A 17,529-nucleotide genomic window follows, 5' to 3' on the forward strand; every position below is an offset into this window, starting at 1 on the left:
CTGTGCACTCTGTGGCTAAACAAATGTCTCATTCAAAAATCCTGATTCTAGATTTCGGCTCCCAGGTCACCCAACTGATTGCACGCCGTGTACGCGAAGCGCATGTCTACTGCGAAATTCATCCTTGCGATGTGTCCGATGAATTTGTCCGCAATTTCGGTGCTGACGGCATCATTTTGTCTGGCAGCCACGCCAGCGTTTACGAAGAAGAAACTGACAAGGCCCCACAAGCCGTGTTTGAACAAGGCGTGCCGGTGCTGGGCATTTGCTACGGCATGCAAACCATGGCGCAACAGTTAGGCGGCAAGGTTGAGGCCGGTGCAAAACGCGAATTTGGCTACGCCCAAGTACGTGCACGTGGCCACTCTGCCCTGTTCCGCGACATTCAGGATGCCACCAACGCTGAAGGCCACGGCCTGATCGACGTCTGGATGAGCCACGGCGACAAGGTCACCGAACTGCCTGACGGTTTCAAAGTGATCGCCAGCAACGACACCACGCCCATCGCCGCCATGGCTGACGAAAGCCGCAAGTTTTACGCGGTGCAATTTCACCCTGAAGTCACCCACACCAAGCAAGGCCAAGCCATGCTTGAGCGCTTTGTGCTGGATATCTGCGCGGCCAAGGCAGACTGGATTATGGGTGACTATATCGCCGAAGCCGTGGCCAAAATCAAGGCACAAGTTGGCGATGAAGAAGTTATTCTCGGCTTATCAGGAGGCGTAGACTCCTCCGTGGCAGCCGCACTGATACACCGTGCCATTGGTGACCAACTCACCTGCGTCTTTGTCGATCACGGCCTGCTGCGTCTGAATGAAGGCGATATGGTGATGGACATGTTTGCTGGTCGTCTGCACGCCAAAGTCATCCGCGTGGATGCCTCTGCACAATTCATGGGTAAACTGGCTGGCGTCAGTGACCCGGAGGCCAAGCGCAAGATCATAGGCGCAGAATTCGTTGAAGTGTTTAAGGCCGAAGCCGCCAAGCTCAAGGCCAGCGGTGCCGGTCACAAAGGCGCCACCTTCCTGGCACAGGGCACCATTTACCCGGATGTGATTGAATCGGGCGGCGCCAAGTCCAAAAAAGCGGTCACCATCAAGAGCCACCACAATGTCGGTGGCTTGCCAGAACAATTAGGCCTCAAGCTGCTGGAGCCATTGCGTGACCTGTTTAAGGATGAAGTGCGTGAACTGGGCGTCGCGCTCGGCTTACCCCGCGACATGGTTTATCGCCACCCCTTCCCTGGCCCGGGCTTGGGCGTGCGCATTCTGGGTGAGGTCAAACAGGAATATGCCTTGTTACTGCAACGTGCAGATGCCATCTTCATTGAAGAGTTACGTAATACCGTGGATGCCGCCAGCGGCAAAACCTGGTACGACCTCACCAGCCAGGCCTTTACTGTGTTCCTGCCGGTCAAGTCTGTCGGCGTGATGGGCGATGGCCGCACTTACGATTATGTGGTTGCATTGCGCGCCGTGATCACCAGCGACTTTATGACTGCACATTGGGCGGAATTACCCTATAGCCTGCTGGGCAAAGTGTCTAACCGCATTATTAATGAAGTGCGCGGCATTAACCGCGTGGTTTATGATATTTCCGGCAAACCTCCCGCAACCATTGAGTGGGAATAAGCTTTAAACATTATTCTGACGGCCTACACTGAGAACAAAAAATGAGCACTAAATCCATCATCCTTACTGGTGATCGCCCGACTGGCCCGCTGCATTTGGGTCATTTTGTCGGCAGTTTGCGCAACCGCGTCAAATACCAACATGAATACAAACAGTATGTCATGCTGGCCGACGCGCAAGCGCTGACCGACAATATGGATGATATCGACAAGGTGCATCGCAACGTGGTGGAAGTCGCGCTGGATTATCTGGCAGTCGGTATAGACCCCAAGCTGTCGACCATATTTATCCAGTCGCAAGTGCCTGAACTGACTGAGCTGGCCTTTTACTACCTCAACCTGGTCACTGTGGCGCGTTTGGAGCGCAATCCAACGGTGAAAGAAGAGATACGCCTGCGTGATTTTGAGCGCGACATTCCGGCCGGTTTCCTCACCTACCCAGTCAGTCAGGCAGCCGATATTACGGCCTTTAAAGCAACGCTGGTGCCAGTGGGCGAAGACCAGATTCCCATGATTGAGCAAACCAATGAAATCGTGCGCCGCTTTAACCGCACCTATAAAAACATTCAAACCAAGCAAGAGATTCTGGTTGAAACCAAGGCTCTGGTGCCTGAACTCGGCCGCTTGCCTGGCATTGACGGTAAAGCCAAGATGAGCAAATCCTTGGGTAATGTGATAAATCTGGGTGCAAGCGCAGACGAAGTCACCAAAGCCGTCAAGCGCGTCTACACCGATCCCTTGCATTTGAAGATTGAAGATCCTGGCCATGTAGAGGGCAATATTGCCTTTACCTATCTAGATGCGTTTGACCCGGATAAAGCAGCGGTCGCCGAGTTAAAAGCACACTACACACGCGGTGGACTGGCAGACAGCATTGTAAAAAAACGCCTGGAAGCCGTATTGCAGGAAATGCTGGAACCCATTCGTACCCGCCGGGCCGAACTGGCCAATGACAAAGGCTACATTTTGCAGTTGCTGCGCGAAGGTACCGAGCAAGCGCGTGAAGTCGCCGCTCAAACCATGAGCGAAGTGCGCGCGGCGCTGGGCCTGAATTACTTTTAAATGGCGCAGGCAACCACACCTCACCTATGAGCCGGGGCTTTGTCAAAGAAGACGATCTGGAACTGGCGGGCACCGATTTACCGGAACGCCCCATCAGTGCGCATGTCAATTACGTCACGCCTGCAGGCTTGCAACAATTGCAGCAGGCAGTGAAAACGCTGGAAGCTGACCGCTTGCACTATAGTGCGCGCAAGGAAGATCCCAACGCGCAACAGAAGCTGGCCGAGATAGACCGCGACCTGCGCTACTTTGTCGCACGGCTGGAAACCGCACAACTGGTGGATCCCGTCCAACAGCCGCAACATACGGTGCTCTTCGGCGCGACCGTGACCGTAGAAGACGAACTGGGGACGCAACAGGCTTACCAGATTGTTGGAGAAGACGAGGCAGACATTGCGCAGCACAAAGTCAGCTATGTTTCGCCCGTGGCCAAAGCCCTGCTCGGCCGTAAAGTCGGTGACACCACGGTCTGGCAACGGCCTGCGGGTCCCTTGTCACTGGATATTTTAGACATTAAATACTGAAAACACGATGAACGTTTCCCAAGCAATTGAACAACGCCGCTCTATTAAAGCCTACGACCCTGCACACCGCATGACAGAGGCAGAAATCCAGCAACTCTTGTCGCTGGCCATGCTCTCCCCGACCGCTTTTAACATCCAGCACTGGCGTTTTGTGGTCGTGACTGACCCGGTGTTACGTCATCAGATCCGCGCGGTGAGCTGGAACCAGGCACAAGTCACCGATGCCTCATTGCTGATTATCCTGACTGCGGATTTAAAGGCCTGGGAAAAAGACCCTGCCCGCTACTGGGTCAACGCGCCACAGCCGGTTAGTGACTACCTGGTCAAGGCCATTCACGGCTATTACACTGATCAACCTCTGGCACAACGCGATGAAGGCATGCGTTCTTGCGGCATGGCAGCCATGACCTTGATGCTGGCCGCCAAAGAAATGGGCTATGACACCTGCCCGATGGATGGTTTTGATTTTGAGGCTGTGTCCAAATTAATCAACTTGCCTGAAGATCATGTCCCCGTGATGTTTGTCGTGGTAGGAAAAGCCCTCGAAGCAGCCAAGCCACGTGGTGGCCAATTGGCCATGGATGAAGTCGTCATTTATAACCGTTTTTAGCAAAATTACGATGCCTGAAGCAGGCGCACCTTTTTAATTATTGATTGAGAGTTCTTGCATGTTAGTTGCGAACAATATCACCATGCAGTTTGGCTCCAAGCCACTGTTTGAAAATGTTTCCGTCAAATTTGGTGATGGCAACCGTTATGGTCTGATTGGCGCCAATGGCTGTGGTAAATCTACGTTTATGAAGATCCTGGCCGGGGTGCTGGAGCCTACCAGTGGCAACGTCAGCCTGGACCCGAACGAACGCATGGCCTTTTTGAAGCAGGACCAATTTGCCTATGAAGACCAGCGCGTGCTGGACGTGGTCATGATGGGTCACGAGCAAATGTGGAAAGCCATGCAAGAGCGTGACGCGATTTACGCCAACCTCGAAGCCACCGAGGACGACTACATGCGTGCCGCCGAACTGGAAGGCGTGTTTGCAGAGTATGACGGCTATACTGCCGAAGCACGTGCTGGCGAATTGCTGTTAGGCGTAGGCATTCCCCTGGAGCAACATAATGGCCCGATGAGCGCCGTAGCCCCAGGCTGGAAGTTGCGTGTGCTGCTGGTACAAGCCCTGTTTGCAAATCCAGATGTGTTATTGCTGGACGAACCGACCAACAACCTGGACATCAACACCATCCGCTGGCTGGAAGATGTGGTCAATAATCGTGACTGCACCATGGTCATTATTTCGCACGACCGCCACTTTTTAAATCAGGTCTGTACCCATACCTGTGATATGGATTACGGCAAGATTACCTCTTATCCAGGTAACTATGATGATTACATGGAAGCCAGCATTGCCGCACGTAATCAGCAAGCCAAGGACAATGCCAAGGCCAAACAGCAGATTGCAGACTTGCAGGACTTTGTCCGTCGCTTCTCTGCTAATGCGTCTAAAGCCAAGCAGGCAACCAGCCGCGCCAAACAGATTGATAAAATCAAGGTCGAAGAGTTTAAACCCTCTAGCCGCCAGTATCCGTTTATTCGCTTTGAATTTGACGACAAAGAGAAGCTGCACCGCAATGCCGTCGAGCTCAAGAAACTCGGCCATGGCTTTGACAAACCCTTGTTTAACAACGTGGAATTGATCTTCGAAGCAGGTGAAAAAGTCGCCATCATTGGTGAAAACGGCATTGGTAAAACCACCTTTTTGCGTTGCCTGGCCGGGGATTTGCAGCCCAAGCATGGCGAAGTCAAATGGGCAGAAAAAGCCAAGCTGGGCTATTTTGCGCAAGACCATGAATACGAGTTTGCAGAAGGTGAAGACTTGTTTGAATGGATGACCAAGCAACGCCAGCAAGGCGATGATGACAACACCGTGCGCAGCATGCTGGGCCGTTTGCTGTTCCCGACCGAAGCCACTAAAAAATCAGTCAAAGTGCTGTCCGGGGGTGAAAAAGGCCGCATGCTTTACGGCAAACTGATGCTGGCGAAAACCAATGTTTTGCTGATGGACGAACCGACTAACCATATGGACATGGAGTCGATTGAAGCGCTGAATACGGCACTGGACAAATACAAGGGCACCTTATTTTTTGTCAGCCATGACCGTGAGTTTGTCAGCTCGATTGCCACCCGTATTATCGAAATCAAGGCGGATGGCATTGTCGACTTTACCGGCAACTATGAAGACTATTTAGCCAGCCAGGGGATTGCCTAAAAACTGACGATACATTCCGTTACACAGCTGACCACCCCTGACAAACACCCGATACAATCGGGTGTTTTAATATCATCATTGCAAATTCGCAATGGTGATTGAAAGGATCCATCATGAAACTGAACAAACTGGTATTCGCGGGGCTTTTGGTGTTGGTGTGCGGAACTGCCTTTGCCGAGCATGGCCATGATTGCGGTAAAGGCAAATTTGACCCTGCCAACTGGCAAGCACAGCGCCTGGAGCACTTTGAACAGCATCAGGAAAAATTGCATACCATTTTGCAACTGACAAGCGCACAGGAAAATGCCTGGAAAACCTATCAGGCACAGATTAAACCGCAAGACAAGGAACATCCGGACTTTGCAGAGTTAAGCAAACTGAATACCTTGCAACGCCTGGACAAAATGGAAGCCTGGGATAAAGCGCGTGACGCACGTCAGGCTGAACGTGCCAAAGCCATCCGTACATTTTATGCCCAGCTGAATGATGCACAGAAGAAAGCATTTGATGAAAATGCCTTACCGCAACATCCGCATCATGCCAATGCGCATCACGAAAAACCTGTGCGTGAATAATCTCAACGCGTTTCACAGACTCACCGGCCACAATGGCCGGTTTTTGTGCTCAAATACTCCCCTTGCAAGTCCGAGACACTTTTATGACTGACGGCCATCCTGATACCCATGTGCTTGTCGTTGATGACGACGATGCCATCCGTGATTTATTGTGCGACTTTTTGCAGGATAATCAACTCAGCACACAACAAGCCAGCAATCATGCACAAATGTGGCAAGCGTTGCAGCAGCGCATGCCTGATGTCATTATCCTCGACATCAACATGCCGCAGCGGAGTGGTATTGAGCTCTGCCGTGAACTGCGCGAGTCCGGCAAATATCATCTCCTGCCCATCATCATGCTCACAGCCAGAACCAGCTCTCTGGATACCATCATGGGCCTGGAAACCGGGGCAGATGACTACGTGGCCAAACCGTTTGAGCCGCTGGAACTGCTGTCGCGTATCCGTAGCGTGGTCAGACGGTCGCGCATGATGCTGGAGAGCGCAGGCAAACCCGATCACGAATGGCAGACCGATCACGCTCTTTTGCGTTTCATTGAGTTTAACGAATGGACTCTGGATATTCAAAACCGTACCCTGGTCGACAGCCAGCATACGCGCATTCCCCTCTCCAATGCCGAATTCAAGTTCTTGCGTTTCATGCTCCTGCATGCCAACCGCACCTTGAGCCGTGATCAGCTCATGGAAGAAATGCATGGACGGGAGGCGGGTCCATTTGACCGGTCAATAGACTTACAAATCAGTAGATTAAGACAGAAACTTGAAGTGGATACTAAGAATCCATCCATGATCAAAACGCTACGCAACGAAGGCTATTTACTCACCGCCGAAGTGCGTTACATTAAATAATGTGTGACATTCAATGACCGGATACACAAGATGATGAAAAAATGGCTAGGCACCATGTCGGTTCGTATTTTCCTGATCACGGTGATCGGTATTCTATTGACCGCCACCACGGTCAGGATGCTGGGACAGCGGGACTTTAAAGAAAATGAATCTCGCATGCGCGACCAATTTGCCTTTGACCGCATTGAGAGCATGGTGCGCATACTTGAAGCCACCGTCCCCGAGAAACGCGTCGAAATTCAAGATGTGTTTAAGCGCATGGGCAGCCACGTCACCATTGGCGCAAACAAACCTTCACAGGTGCCCGCCTTACCCGCAGAACTGGCGCACTTGAATACCTTGCTGGTGCCCGAAGTAGCAGACATGATTGATCTGGTGCCGCTCAGCCATTGTGCTCCGCGCCGCATGCCAGTCCCGCCGCCTACGATGGGTTTTTCACCGCCTCCCCGTCCCCATGGACAATGCCTGGCCATTTACACCCACCTTGAAGACCAGACACCGGTACTGATCACTCTGCACTATGGCGGCCATAGACCACCGCCACCGCACGAACGCAACCCGTTAGCCATTTTACTGGCCTTCCTAGGCTTACTGCTGATCATTTGGACCGTAGCCTCCGTGGCCACCAGACCCCTGCGTAAACTGGCCGATGCGGCCTTGCAGCTCGCCCATAATATCGAGCATCCGCCACTGCCAGAAAATAAAGGCTCGACAGAGGTCCGCCATGCCGCCAAAGCCTTTAATGAAATGCAACGCAGCATCCTCAAGCATATTCAGGAGCGTGGCTTTATTCTGGGGGCCATCGCGCATGACCTGCAAACACCGTTGACCCGTCTGCGCTTGCGCCTCGAAAAAGTCAAAGACCCAGAACTCAAGCAGGGACTGATCAAAGATCTGACCGCCACCCAGGAAATGGTCCGGGAAGGGCTGGATTTTGCGCGTCTCTGCGGTGAAAACATCCACAAAAACAAAGTGGACCTCACCGCCCTGGCGACGGCTGTTTGCGACGACTTTGAAGACGCAGGCCAAGCCATTCAAAAAAAACTTCCCGAACAGGCAATCACCGTCATGGGCTCAGCCCATTTGCTCACACGCTGTCTCACCAACCTGCTCAACAATACCATTGCCTATGCAAAAACGCCTGCCTTATCCATTCAAGTCAAAGGTAAACAAGTCATCTGTACCGTCTCGGACAATGGCCCAGGCATTCCTGAATCTGCCCTAACCAGCGTGCTGGAACCGTTCCGGCGCCTGGAAGACTCCCGCTCCCGCCAGACCGGTGGCACCGGCCTCGGACTGGCCATTGCACGAATGATTGTTGAAAAACACGGTGGAAAAATGACACTAAATAACAAGACAGCCCCTGAAACCGGCCTGGTCGTGCAGATGGTGCTACCACTGAACTAAATCAGCCGTTGCGTAACACTGCTTGCATATTTTTGTTGAAGCGCGAGGCCACCACAGTGTAGACTAGCGCCCTTATCAAGGCTTGTTGGTCGCAATGATTACGCAAGACCTCCCGGAGAAGTGGCAGAGCTGGTTGAATGTACCTGACTCGAAATCAGGCATACGTGAAAGCGTATCGGGGGTTCGAATCCCCCCTTCTCCGCCAGCCATCTCAGGCATGAGAAACCCTAGCTGGATTCCGATGACATTTTAGTCACGCTTGTTTAATATTCACCCATTCATTCTACTTGCTTAGAACAACCACACTACTCGACATCCAGTTGACTCATTTTTTGCTTGAAGCTGCCTACAGAAAAATCAGCCGCGGCAAGACATGCAGCCATATCAAATTGATTGTCGCTGATATCAATATAGCCCATTCCCCAGTCAGCATATAGCCTCCCTGGCAGATCACCGCTTAGGATCATCACGATATTTTTGTGTCGCCGATCACGCAGGATATTCGCTAGCAGCGCATCGACACTGGCCGCTTCTCCTTCAAAATATTGCGTGAAATTTAAGCCATCAAACAGTAATACACCGGTAATTCCATCACGGCTGTTTGCAGCACGCGCAGTTTTAACGATCTCAGGTACAACCAATACATCGTAGTGCTCTTGGTTTAATACGCTTGTATACAGAACAAATTTCATGGCTGTGCTCATGTTTTGAGATACTTAATGATATACGATAAATAATTTATCAATATATATTTAAAGCGTCATGTTTGATCTCGTCTGTTCGTCGCAACAGTTCTAGCAAGCGAGCTAGCCCCGTCCTGACTGATCCTACAGCCCCTTGTCATCAATAACTGCCTGATCCTGCATCAAGCTCGACTACGTTGTTTAACGTATTAATCAACGATGACTTCGGTGCGAGCATAGTAACAAACAAGCTTGGCAGTAAACCGTGCAATGGTGATCAGCCCTTCTGTTTCTCTTTTCTTCAGGCCCGCGAGATCGGTGGTCAGCGCAAAAGAGTAACAGGTCATAGAGCGCACTTCCCCATATTCAGCCAGCCCCCAATAGGCGGCATGCACACCTCTTATCCGTCATTCAGCCGCTCTCAAGCCTTGTTCCTTGAGCCAACGACTATCACGCCTAGCAGCGCCATGTTAACGAGCTCACTTGCACATTCTTAACCCAGTGGAGTCTTTCAATATGTCAGAGCATACTTGTAGTCCCGGTTGTCAGCATGGCGTTACCCCAGGTAATGAAGCACACATCAAAGAAGAGTTTCACGAGGCAAGGAGGTCTTTTTTAAAAGATGCCTTTGCCGTCGGCAGCACCACTGCCGCGCTTGGCGCGATGGGGATTACCATGTCGTCGAACGCCTTTGCCCAGAGTCCCAAGGTCGGTACGGGTCGCGCCAATCATTTTTATGTCCCTGCCAATGACAAAACGGTCCATTGGGGATTTTTCAGTAAATCCCTCAAACCGTTAATTGAGGTCGAGTCTGGGGACTATGTCACCCTGGAAACACTGACCCACCATGCCAATGATGATGCCGAACGGATGGTGAGAGGCGATGCGGGCGCAGAAAGTGTGTTTTACTGGGATAGTAAGCGCAAGGGGGTAGACCGTCGCGGGATAGGCGCCATGAATGCCAAAGTGGGCGCCGGGGGTGGCTTAGGTGTCCATATTTGCACCGGGCCGATTGCGGTTAAGGGCGCTGAGCCGGGTGATATTCTGGAAGTCCGCATTGTGGATGTCAGCCCCAGACCCAGCGCTAACCCCTTATACAAGGGCAAGGCCTTTGGAAGTAATGCTGCGGCCTGGTGGGGGTTTCATTACGGTGACACGATAGAGGAGCCAAAAAAACGTGAAGTGATCACCATTTATGAAGTCGATGCGACCGGCGAAAGAAACTATGCATCCGCAGTATATAACTTCCGCTGGACGCCACAAACCGATCCATTCGGAATTGTGCACCCCATCATTGACTACCCCGGCGTCCCGGTCGACCATAAAACCATCAAAGAAAATCACAATGTACTGAAAAACGTCCGTATCCCTATCCGTCCGCACTTCGGTACCATGGGGGTCGCGCCGAGTGAAGCCGACATGGTCAACTCGATTCCACCCAACTACACCGGCGGCAACATAGATAACTGGCGCATTGGTAAAGGCGCCACGCTCTACTACCCGGTATCGGTGTCAGGTGGCTTATTTTCGGTCGGCGATCCGCATGCGTCACAGGGCGATTCCGAGCTGTGTGGCACAGCCATCGAGTGTTCTCTGACCGGCACTTTTCAGCTGATTTTGCATAAAAAAGCCAGCCTGCCCGGCACGGCACTGGAAAGCCTGAAATATCCACTGCTGGAAACGCAAGATGAATGGCTGCTGCATGGGTTCAGTTATCCTAACTACCTGGCCGATCTGGGTCCAGATGCACAGAATAGTATTTTTGCCAAATCTTCGGTCGATTTAGCCTTGCGCGATGCCTACCGCAAAATGCGTGATTTCTTGATGACAACGCAAGGATTGAGTGAAGACGAGGCGATCTCGCTGATGTCGATTGCGGTTGACTTTGGCATTACGCAGGTGGTGGATGGCAACTGGGGCGTGCATGCGTTGGTGAAAAAAAGCATTTTCCCGCCGCGCAAAAATTGATCATGCGCCAGAGCATCAGCCTGATAAATTGCTAATGGAAAGGCAACGCGCCTCTCCGTTAGCAAATCTATTTAAGAAGAAGGATGCGTTCTAAGAAAAAACAGGATTGAGCAGAGCAGCGTGCAATGCATGCGGTGACTAGATTAAAGCACGAATCTCGGGCAAATTGCGCCACCAGCCATACACGTCCATGCCGCAGCCAAATACGTAGCGGTTTGGCACCACCAACCCGACCACATCGGCTTGCAATGGCTTTTGCAAGCCATTGTCTTTTTCAGTCAGCACCGCGGTGAGCACGTGGCGCGCACCTGCCGCATGGCAAAAGCGCACCACTTCTGCCAAGGTAATCCCCTCATCCAGAATATCGTCCACAATCACCACAGTTTGGTCACGCAGGTCTAACTCGGGCTGCTTGCTCCAGACAATTTCATGGCCAGCCGTGCCGTGATAGCGATTGGCCTGCAAGTAGTCTATTCGTGCTGGCAGATTGAGTCGCGCCATTAATTGACCGGCCAGATAAAGGCCGCCACGCATCACGCAAAGCAACACGATGCTTTCGCTAGCAAGGTCTTGCATGCGCTGCTGCAACTGTAACGCAACGCGCTCCATGGCGGCGTTGACCTCTTCTGCGGTAAATACCACCTGCGACTGCGCCAGCCAGTGCGCCGGCGGTTGATCCTGCGGTGCAACCATGCGCGTTAGAGGCTCAGGGTTTTCAGATACGCTCTGAAGCTGTCGGCGATTTCGGGATGTTTGAGACCCAACTCAACGTTGGCCTGCATAAAGCCGAGTTTGCTGCCGCAATCATAGCGTTTGCCCTTGTAGCGGTACGCCATGACTTTCTCGTACTGCATCAAGGCAGAAATACCGTCTGTCAGCTGAATTTCGCCGCCTTTGCCTGGCTTGACGTGCTCCAGGCACTCAAAAATGCGTGGGCTCAACACATAACGACCGACCACGGCCAGGTTGGAAGGCGCTTCTTCCGGTTTTGGTTTTTCTACCATGCCTTTCACTTCGAGCAAGTCATCGGTTTTTGCCACGGCATCCACCACACCATAGCTGCTGGTTTCTTCCGGTGCAACCGTTTCAATGCCCAAAATGGAGCATTGCTGCTCTTCATACATGTCTACCATTTGCTTGGTGATGGATACATCACCAACCAGCAAATCGTCCGCAAGTAAGACTGAAAATGGCTCATCCCCGACCACAGGCTTGGCGCAAAGCACAGCATGTCCCAGGCCCAATGCTTGTGACTGGCGGATAAAGACGCAGCTGACGCCTTTGGGCAGAATGCTGTGCACGATATCCAGCAGTTTTTGCTTGCCGGCAGCCTCGAGTTCAGCTTCCAGTTCATAGGCCTTGTCAAAGTGGTCCGCAATCGAACGTTTGTTGCGACCAGTGATAAAAATTAACTCGGTTGCGCCAGCGGCAATCGCCTCTTCGGCTGCGTATTGAATCAGCGGCTTATCGACGACAGGCAGCATTTCCTTAGGGCTAGCCTTGGTCGCTGGCAAAAATCGGGTCCCTAGCCCTGCCACCGGGAAGACTGCTTTTGTAATTTTTTTCATGGTCGTATCCTAAATAAATAAAAATAGTTATAACAAAAGAATAAAGGTGTGACTCAAATTTTTAATATAGATTTCAACTTTAAGCAAAGAACGGTCCCTGCCAGCAATGCCGTCACCGCATTGGCGATAATCACCGGCCAATCTACGATCAAGAGACCATAAATCAGCCATAACACCACGCCAGAAGTGAAAATGGTGTACATCGGCAACGAGATGCCGCTTAAATCCCTGGTACGCCATGATTGCAAAACTTGTGGAATAAAGGCTAACGTGGTGCACACGGCAGCGATTGATCCAATACAGGTGTTTACTATGCTCATTTCAAATCTTCTACTTCGGCACCAAAGGCCTGTAACTTGAGTTTTTTGAGTTGATCCCTGAATTGGGCCGCCTTTTCAAACTCGAGGTTTTTGGCCGCGTCGTGCATGGCTTTTTCAATGCGCTTGATTTCCTTGGTCAGCATTTTTTCGCTCATGCTTTCATAGCTGGCCTGTTCCTGTGCAGCCTTGCGTTCACGCTGGGCCTCATCCTTGTCATAGACGCCATCAATGATGTCTTTAATGCGCTTGGTGACGCCTTTGGGCGTAATGCCATGCTCGGCGTTAAACGCCAATTGAATCTTGCGGCGGCGGTCCCCTTCATCCATCGCCAGCTTCATGCTGCGTGTGATGCTATTGGCATAAAAAATGACGCGCCCATTCAAATTACGCGCCGCACGGCCCGCCGTTTGAATCAATGAACGCTCAGAGCGCAAAAAGCCCTCTTTATCGGCATCCAGCACGGCCACCAGCGACACCTCGGGGATGTCCAGGCCCTCACGTAGCAGGTTAATGCCGACCAGCACATCAAACTCCCCCAGGCGCAAGTCACGGATGATCTCCACGCGTTCCACCGTATCGATATCGCTATGCAAATAGCGGACCTTGACGCCATGTTCGCTCAGGTAATCCGTCAGGTCTTCAGCCATGCGCTTGGTCAGGGTTGTTGCTAGCACGCGTTCGCCCACGGCGACACAGCGTTTGATCTCGCCGAGCAGATCATCTACCTGAGTATCGGCAGGTTTGACGGTAATTTCAGGGTCTACCAGTCCGGTTGGCCGAGCAATCATTTCCACCACTTGCTGCTGATGCTCTTTTTCGTAATTGGCAGGCGTGGCCGAGACAAATACGCATTGCCGCATAATACGCTCAAACTCTTCAAACTTGAGCGGACGATTATCCATGGCCGAGGGCAGGCGCCAGCCATAATCCACCAGGTTAGCCTTGCGTGAGCGATCACCCAGATACATACCGCCAATTTGCGGCACGGTCACATGGCTCTCGTCTATGATCATCAGCGCTTCAGCGGGCAGGTAATCAATCAGCGTCGGCGGCGGGTCGCCGGGGTTGCGGCCCGTCAAATGACGGCTGTAGTTTTCAATGCCTTTGCAAAAGCCGATTTCGTTAAGCATTTCGAGATCAAAACGCGTGCGCTGTTCGATGCGCTGCGCTTCTACCAGCTTGTTTTCACTCAGGAAAAAACTGACGCGCTGACGCAGTTCTTCCTTGATGGTTTCCATGGCCCTTACCGTCGCTTCACGCGCGGTCACATAATGGCTGGACGGGAAAATACGGAAATTGTGTATCTTGTTAAAAATCTGGCCCGTCAGCGGATCAAACAACTGAATGGTATCAATCTCGTCATCAAACAGATTGATTCTGACCGCCGTTTCACTGTTCTCTGAAGGGAACACGTCAATAATGTCGCCCCGGACACGGAAGCAGCCCCGGCTAAAGTCAAAGTCGTTGCGGTCATACTGCATGGCAATCAGGTGCGCAACAATGTCTTTTTGTGCAATCTTTTTACCCTGATGAATATGCAACACCATGCCATGGTATTCGCCTGGATCACCAATACCGTAAATGGCCGAAACAGTAGCCACAATCACTGCATCTTCGCGCTCGAGCAAGGCTTTGGTCGCTGACAAACGCATCTGCTCAATGTGTTCGTTGATGCTGGAGTCTTTTTCGATAAACAGGTCGCGCGAAGGCACGTAGGCTTCCGGCTGGTAATAATCGTAATAGCTGACGAAATACTCGACGGCATTATTGGGGAAAAACTCGCGGAACTCGCTATAAAGCTGTGCAGCCAAGGTTTTATTCGGTGCCATGACAATCGCCGGTTTGCCGGTGCGCGCAATCACGTTCGCCATGGTGTAGGTCTTGCCAGAGCCTGTCACCCCCAGCAAGGTTTGAAACTTGAGGCCGTCATGAATCCCCTGCGTCAATTTTTCAATTGCCTGTGGTTGATCCCCAGCCGGCGGAAAGGGCTGGTGTAATTCATATTTACTACCGGGGAAAGTAACGATCACAACAACAGTCTGTGCATGGGATAAATAATATACGTTCTATTTTAACTGCTTTTGCGCAGACAGGCATATGATTTACAATTTTCTCAACTACTTTGCGCCTGAACTTTTATCGCAAGTACCAGTCAGTTAAACCACAATGAATCATATTCTTTTGGGGGTCGCGTGAAATTCCTTTTAATAGCCATTCTGGCGCTCGGTACACCAGCGGCGCAAGCCTACAATCAGCAAGCCCTGATGGAAGCTTACTTTGGTGTGGTCATGATCCGCGGCTACAACCAGGAAGGTGGCATGGCCTATGGTTCCGGCGTGGTGGTCAGCGACAATTCAGTGGTCACCAATTGCCATGTCTTGCGCGCAACCAAACAGCCCTGGGTCTCCCGTGGCGAAGACAGCTACCCAATCACCAGCGTACGCGCAGATGCTTGGCATGATTTGTGTCTGGTGACCACTAGCAATATGCCCTTCAAGCCAGTCCCGCGCGGCAACAGCCTGGCCTTGAGTCGCGGCCAGGAAATCACCGCGATTGGACACTCAAATGGTGTGCCTGCGCCGATCACTTCTATTGGTGAAATTCAGGGTTTGTATCCTACGCCTGCCGGCAATATGATCCGCAGCAGCGCCAAGTTCCTCATGGGAGCCAGCGGCAGCGGCTTGTTTGACATGGATGGCAAACTGGTGGGCATCAATACCTTTAAAACCGCAGGCAATGGTGGCAGCATTCACTTTGCATTGCCCGTCGAGTGGCTGGAGACCCTGGAGAAAATGCCAGCCAGTAACATCTTTCCAGTGTCAGGCAAAGCATTGTGGGAGGAAGACGAAGACAAAAAACCCTACTATATGCGTGCTGCCGTGCCCGAATCCCGTCAAGATTGGCCCGCACTGGCGCAAGTCAGCCAGCTTTGGACCCAGCAAGAAACAAGTAGTCCAGATGCCTGGTTTAGTCTGGGGCTGGCAGAAATGTCACTCAAGCACTTTGATGTCGCCGCCTCCGCCTTTAGCCAAGCCGTCAAACTGGACAAACAGTTTGTTGAGGCCTGGTTTAGACGTGGTGAAATGGCCCAGAAACTGGGCGACCAACACACCGTGCATGAGATTGAGGGCCAGTTACAACAAATAGATCCCACCCTGGTGCCTGTCTACCAGGCTTATCTCGGCTGCGGCAAACAATGTTAAATCTTCCTGTCATCATTTTCGCCTCACCGCCCCGCCCGGGGCGACCAGCTTAAAACCACTGGCGCGCCTCGCGCGCGCCTTTCACTTCCCTATCCGCTTGTTTTTGCGTAAAATATTGCGTTTTTCATTTTTTTGCAGGCTGCATACGCAGCCTGCTTATTAAGCATACGACCCAACAAGGAAGTGATCTTGAACCAAGCTGCTGCCAACGTGCTGTCCGCACGCGTGTTATCCATTAAAGAATCGCCCACCCTGGCCATTACAGCCAAAGCGGCCAAATACAAGTCTGAGGGCCGCCCTATCATAGGCCTGGCGGCAGGCGAACCTGATTTTGACACGCCACAACATATTAAAGATGCAGCTAAGGCAGCGATTGACGCCGGGTACACCAAATATACCCCTGTGAGCGGGATTCCCGCCCTCAAAAAAGCCATCGTCAACAAATTCAAAAACGAAAATGGCTTTGATTACGCAGCCAATGAAGTGATTGTTGGCGTCGGCGGCAAACAAACCATTTTCAATCTGTGTCTGGCGGTGTTAAACCCAGGCGACGAAGTCATCGTGCCTGCCCCCTACTGGGTGAGCTATGCCGACATTGCCATGGTCGCAGAGGCAAAACCGGTGATTATCGAATGCGGGATTGAGCAAGGCTTTAAACTACTGCCCGCGCAACTCGAAGCAGCAATCAACAGCAAAACCAAACTGGTGATGTTTAACTCACCTTCCAACCCAACCGGCGCAGTCTATAGCCTGGACGAGCTCAAGGCGCTGGGCGAGGTGCTGCTCAAACATCCACATGTGCTGGTCGCAACTGATGACATGTATGAACACGTCAACCTGACCGGCGAAAAATTCCACAACATCCTCAATGCCGCGCCAGGCCTCAAAGACCGCTGCATGGTGCTCAATGGGGTGTCCAAAGCTTACTCCATGACCGGCTGGCGTATCGGTTATGCCGCAGGCCCGGCCTACATCATCAAGGCGATGGAAATCCTGCAAAGCCAATCCACCAGCAACCCGACCTCAATTTCGCAATATGCGGCCGAGGCAGCATTAAGTGGTTCTCAGGACTGCATCAAGCCCATGGTTGCCGCCTTCCGCGAACGCCACAAATATGTGGTGGATCGTTTTAACGCCATGCCAGGCTTGAGCTGCCTGATGGCAGGCGGCGCATTCTATGCCTTCCCGGATGCACGCCAGGCCATTGCCAACCTGCACCAGGCTGGCAAAATCAAGGAAACCACCGATATGGCGCTGGCAGAATACCTGCTTGAAGAACACAATGTCGCCGTGGTCCCAGGCTCAGCCTTTGGCGCAGAAGGCTACTTCCGTATCTCGTTTGCCACCAGCATGGAAAACTTACGCGAAGCATTAGACCGCATCGAGCACGCACTTAAGGTTTAAAAGATAGTCCCAAATAGACTCACCAAAAAGCGCCTGCGGGCGCTTTTTGCTTTTCAACAACTGTCACAAA

Annotated in this window: 17 protein-coding genes and 1 tRNA gene; 12 read left to right on the top strand and 6 right to left on the bottom strand. The window is 52.0% G+C overall.

The features are described from left to right. Positions 1 to 23 precede the first annotated feature (23 nt). From guaA to GOC95_RS02570, 9 genes are all read left to right on the top strand, one after another. Positions 24 to 1,631: a glutamine-hydrolyzing GMP synthase gene (gene guaA / locus GOC95_RS02530; protein ID WP_275355543.1), complete on the top strand. Its 1,608-nt coding sequence runs from the start codon at positions 24 to 26 to the stop codon at positions 1,629 to 1,631. A gap of 41 nt (positions 1,632 to 1,672) precedes the next feature. Continuing rightward, positions 1,673 to 2,692 (top strand): tryptophan--tRNA ligase, encoded by a 1,020-nt coding sequence (trpS, locus tag GOC95_RS02535; RefSeq protein ID WP_194747871.1) that lies wholly within the window; start codon positions 1,673 to 1,675, stop codon positions 2,690 to 2,692. A 26-nt stretch (positions 2,693 to 2,718) separates the two neighbouring features. Continuing rightward, positions 2,719 to 3,216 (top strand): GreA/GreB family elongation factor, encoded by a 498-nt coding sequence (locus tag GOC95_RS02540; protein ID WP_194747873.1) that lies wholly within the window; start codon positions 2,719 to 2,721, stop codon positions 3,214 to 3,216. Between the two features lie 7 nt (positions 3,217 to 3,223). Beyond that, positions 3,224 to 3,826 (top strand): nitroreductase family protein, encoded by a 603-nt coding sequence (locus GOC95_RS02545; RefSeq protein WP_194747875.1) that lies wholly within the window; start codon positions 3,224 to 3,226, stop codon positions 3,824 to 3,826. A gap of 58 nt (positions 3,827 to 3,884) precedes the next feature. Next, positions 3,885 to 5,480, top strand: coding sequence for an ABC-F family ATPase (locus tag GOC95_RS02550; protein WP_275355546.1), 1,596 nt, complete (start codon positions 3,885 to 3,887; stop codon positions 5,478 to 5,480). Positions 5,481 to 5,593: 113 nt separating this feature from the next. Continuing rightward, positions 5,594 to 6,055 carry a Spy/CpxP family protein refolding chaperone gene (locus tag GOC95_RS02555; protein WP_275355547.1) on the top strand — a complete coding sequence of 154 codons (462 nt, stop codon included), beginning with the start codon at positions 5,594 to 5,596 and terminating at the stop codon, positions 6,053 to 6,055. An 83-nt stretch (positions 6,056 to 6,138) separates the two neighbouring features. Beyond that, positions 6,139 to 6,906 (top strand): response regulator transcription factor, encoded by a 768-nt coding sequence (locus GOC95_RS02560; protein WP_194747880.1) that lies wholly within the window; start codon positions 6,139 to 6,141, stop codon positions 6,904 to 6,906. Between the two features lie 30 nt (positions 6,907 to 6,936). Next, on the top strand, positions 6,937 to 8,313 hold the full coding sequence (locus GOC95_RS02565; RefSeq protein ID WP_275355549.1) for an ATP-binding protein: 1,377 nt from the start codon (positions 6,937 to 6,939) through the stop codon (positions 8,311 to 8,313). A gap of 114 nt (positions 8,314 to 8,427) precedes the next feature. Beyond that, a tRNA-Ser gene (locus GOC95_RS02570) sits at positions 8,428 to 8,518 on the top strand. A gap of 100 nt (positions 8,519 to 8,618) precedes the next feature. Here the strand turns inward: GOC95_RS02570 and GOC95_RS02575 are convergent. Continuing rightward, positions 8,619 to 9,005, bottom strand: coding sequence for a BLUF domain-containing protein (locus tag GOC95_RS02575; RefSeq protein ID WP_275355551.1), 387 nt, complete (start codon positions 9,003 to 9,005; stop codon positions 8,619 to 8,621). 200 nt (positions 9,006 to 9,205) lie between these two features. Next, positions 9,206 to 9,391: a hypothetical protein gene (locus GOC95_RS02580; protein ID WP_275355552.1), complete on the bottom strand. Its 186-nt coding sequence runs from the start codon at positions 9,389 to 9,391 to the stop codon at positions 9,206 to 9,208. A gap of 121 nt (positions 9,392 to 9,512) precedes the next feature. Between GOC95_RS02580 and GOC95_RS02585 the strand changes: the two genes are divergently transcribed. Then, positions 9,513 to 10,964 carry an acetamidase/formamidase family protein gene (locus GOC95_RS02585; protein WP_275355553.1) on the top strand — a complete coding sequence of 484 codons (1,452 nt, stop codon included), beginning with the start codon at positions 9,513 to 9,515 and terminating at the stop codon, positions 10,962 to 10,964. 138 nt (positions 10,965 to 11,102) lie between these two features. On the opposite strand, the gene GOC95_RS02590 is transcribed toward GOC95_RS02585, so the two are convergent. Genes GOC95_RS02590 through uvrB form a run of 4 tightly spaced genes read right to left on the bottom strand, consistent with a single transcriptional unit; the run spans position 11,103 to position 14,882 of the window. Continuing rightward, a complete protein-coding gene (locus tag GOC95_RS02590; protein ID WP_194747893.1) occupies positions 11,103 to 11,657 on the bottom strand; it encodes a hypoxanthine-guanine phosphoribosyltransferase in 555 nt (184 codons plus the stop codon). Between the two features lie 5 nt (positions 11,658 to 11,662). Then, positions 11,663 to 12,532, bottom strand: a complete 870-nt coding sequence (gene galU / locus GOC95_RS02595; RefSeq protein WP_194747895.1) for a UTP--glucose-1-phosphate uridylyltransferase GalU — start codon at positions 12,530 to 12,532, stop codon at positions 11,663 to 11,665. Positions 12,533 to 12,585: 53 nt separating this feature from the next. Beyond that, a complete protein-coding gene (locus GOC95_RS02600) occupies positions 12,586 to 12,852 on the bottom strand; it encodes a SemiSWEET transporter (RefSeq protein WP_275355557.1) in 267 nt (88 codons plus the stop codon). Then, positions 12,849 to 14,882, bottom strand: coding sequence for an excinuclease ABC subunit UvrB (gene uvrB / locus GOC95_RS02605; protein WP_194747899.1), 2,034 nt, complete (start codon positions 14,880 to 14,882; stop codon positions 12,849 to 12,851). Before uvrB ends, GOC95_RS02600 begins: the two co-directional genes overlap by 4 nt. 162 nt (positions 14,883 to 15,044) lie before the next feature. On the opposite strand from uvrB, the gene GOC95_RS02610 reads away from it, so the two are divergent. Together GOC95_RS02610 and GOC95_RS02615 are read left to right on the top strand one after the other, a co-directional pair. Further along, complete coding sequence (locus GOC95_RS02610; protein WP_275355559.1) at positions 15,045 to 16,055, top strand: tetratricopeptide repeat-containing serine protease family protein; 1,011 nt, start codon at positions 15,045 to 15,047, stop codon at positions 16,053 to 16,055. A gap of 189 nt (positions 16,056 to 16,244) precedes the next feature. Further along, the gene (locus GOC95_RS02615) at positions 16,245 to 17,459 is read left to right on the top strand and encodes a pyridoxal phosphate-dependent aminotransferase (protein WP_275355561.1); all 1,215 of its coding nucleotides are present in this window, start codon (positions 16,245 to 16,247) and stop codon (positions 17,457 to 17,459) included. The last annotated feature ends 70 nt before the right edge of the window (positions 17,460 to 17,529 follow it).

Origin of the sequence: Methylophilus sp. YYY-1 (assembly GCF_029132825.1) — a bacterium.
GTDB classification, from domain to species: domain Bacteria; phylum Pseudomonadota; class Gammaproteobacteria; order Burkholderiales; family Methylophilaceae; genus Methylophilus; species Methylophilus glucosoxydans.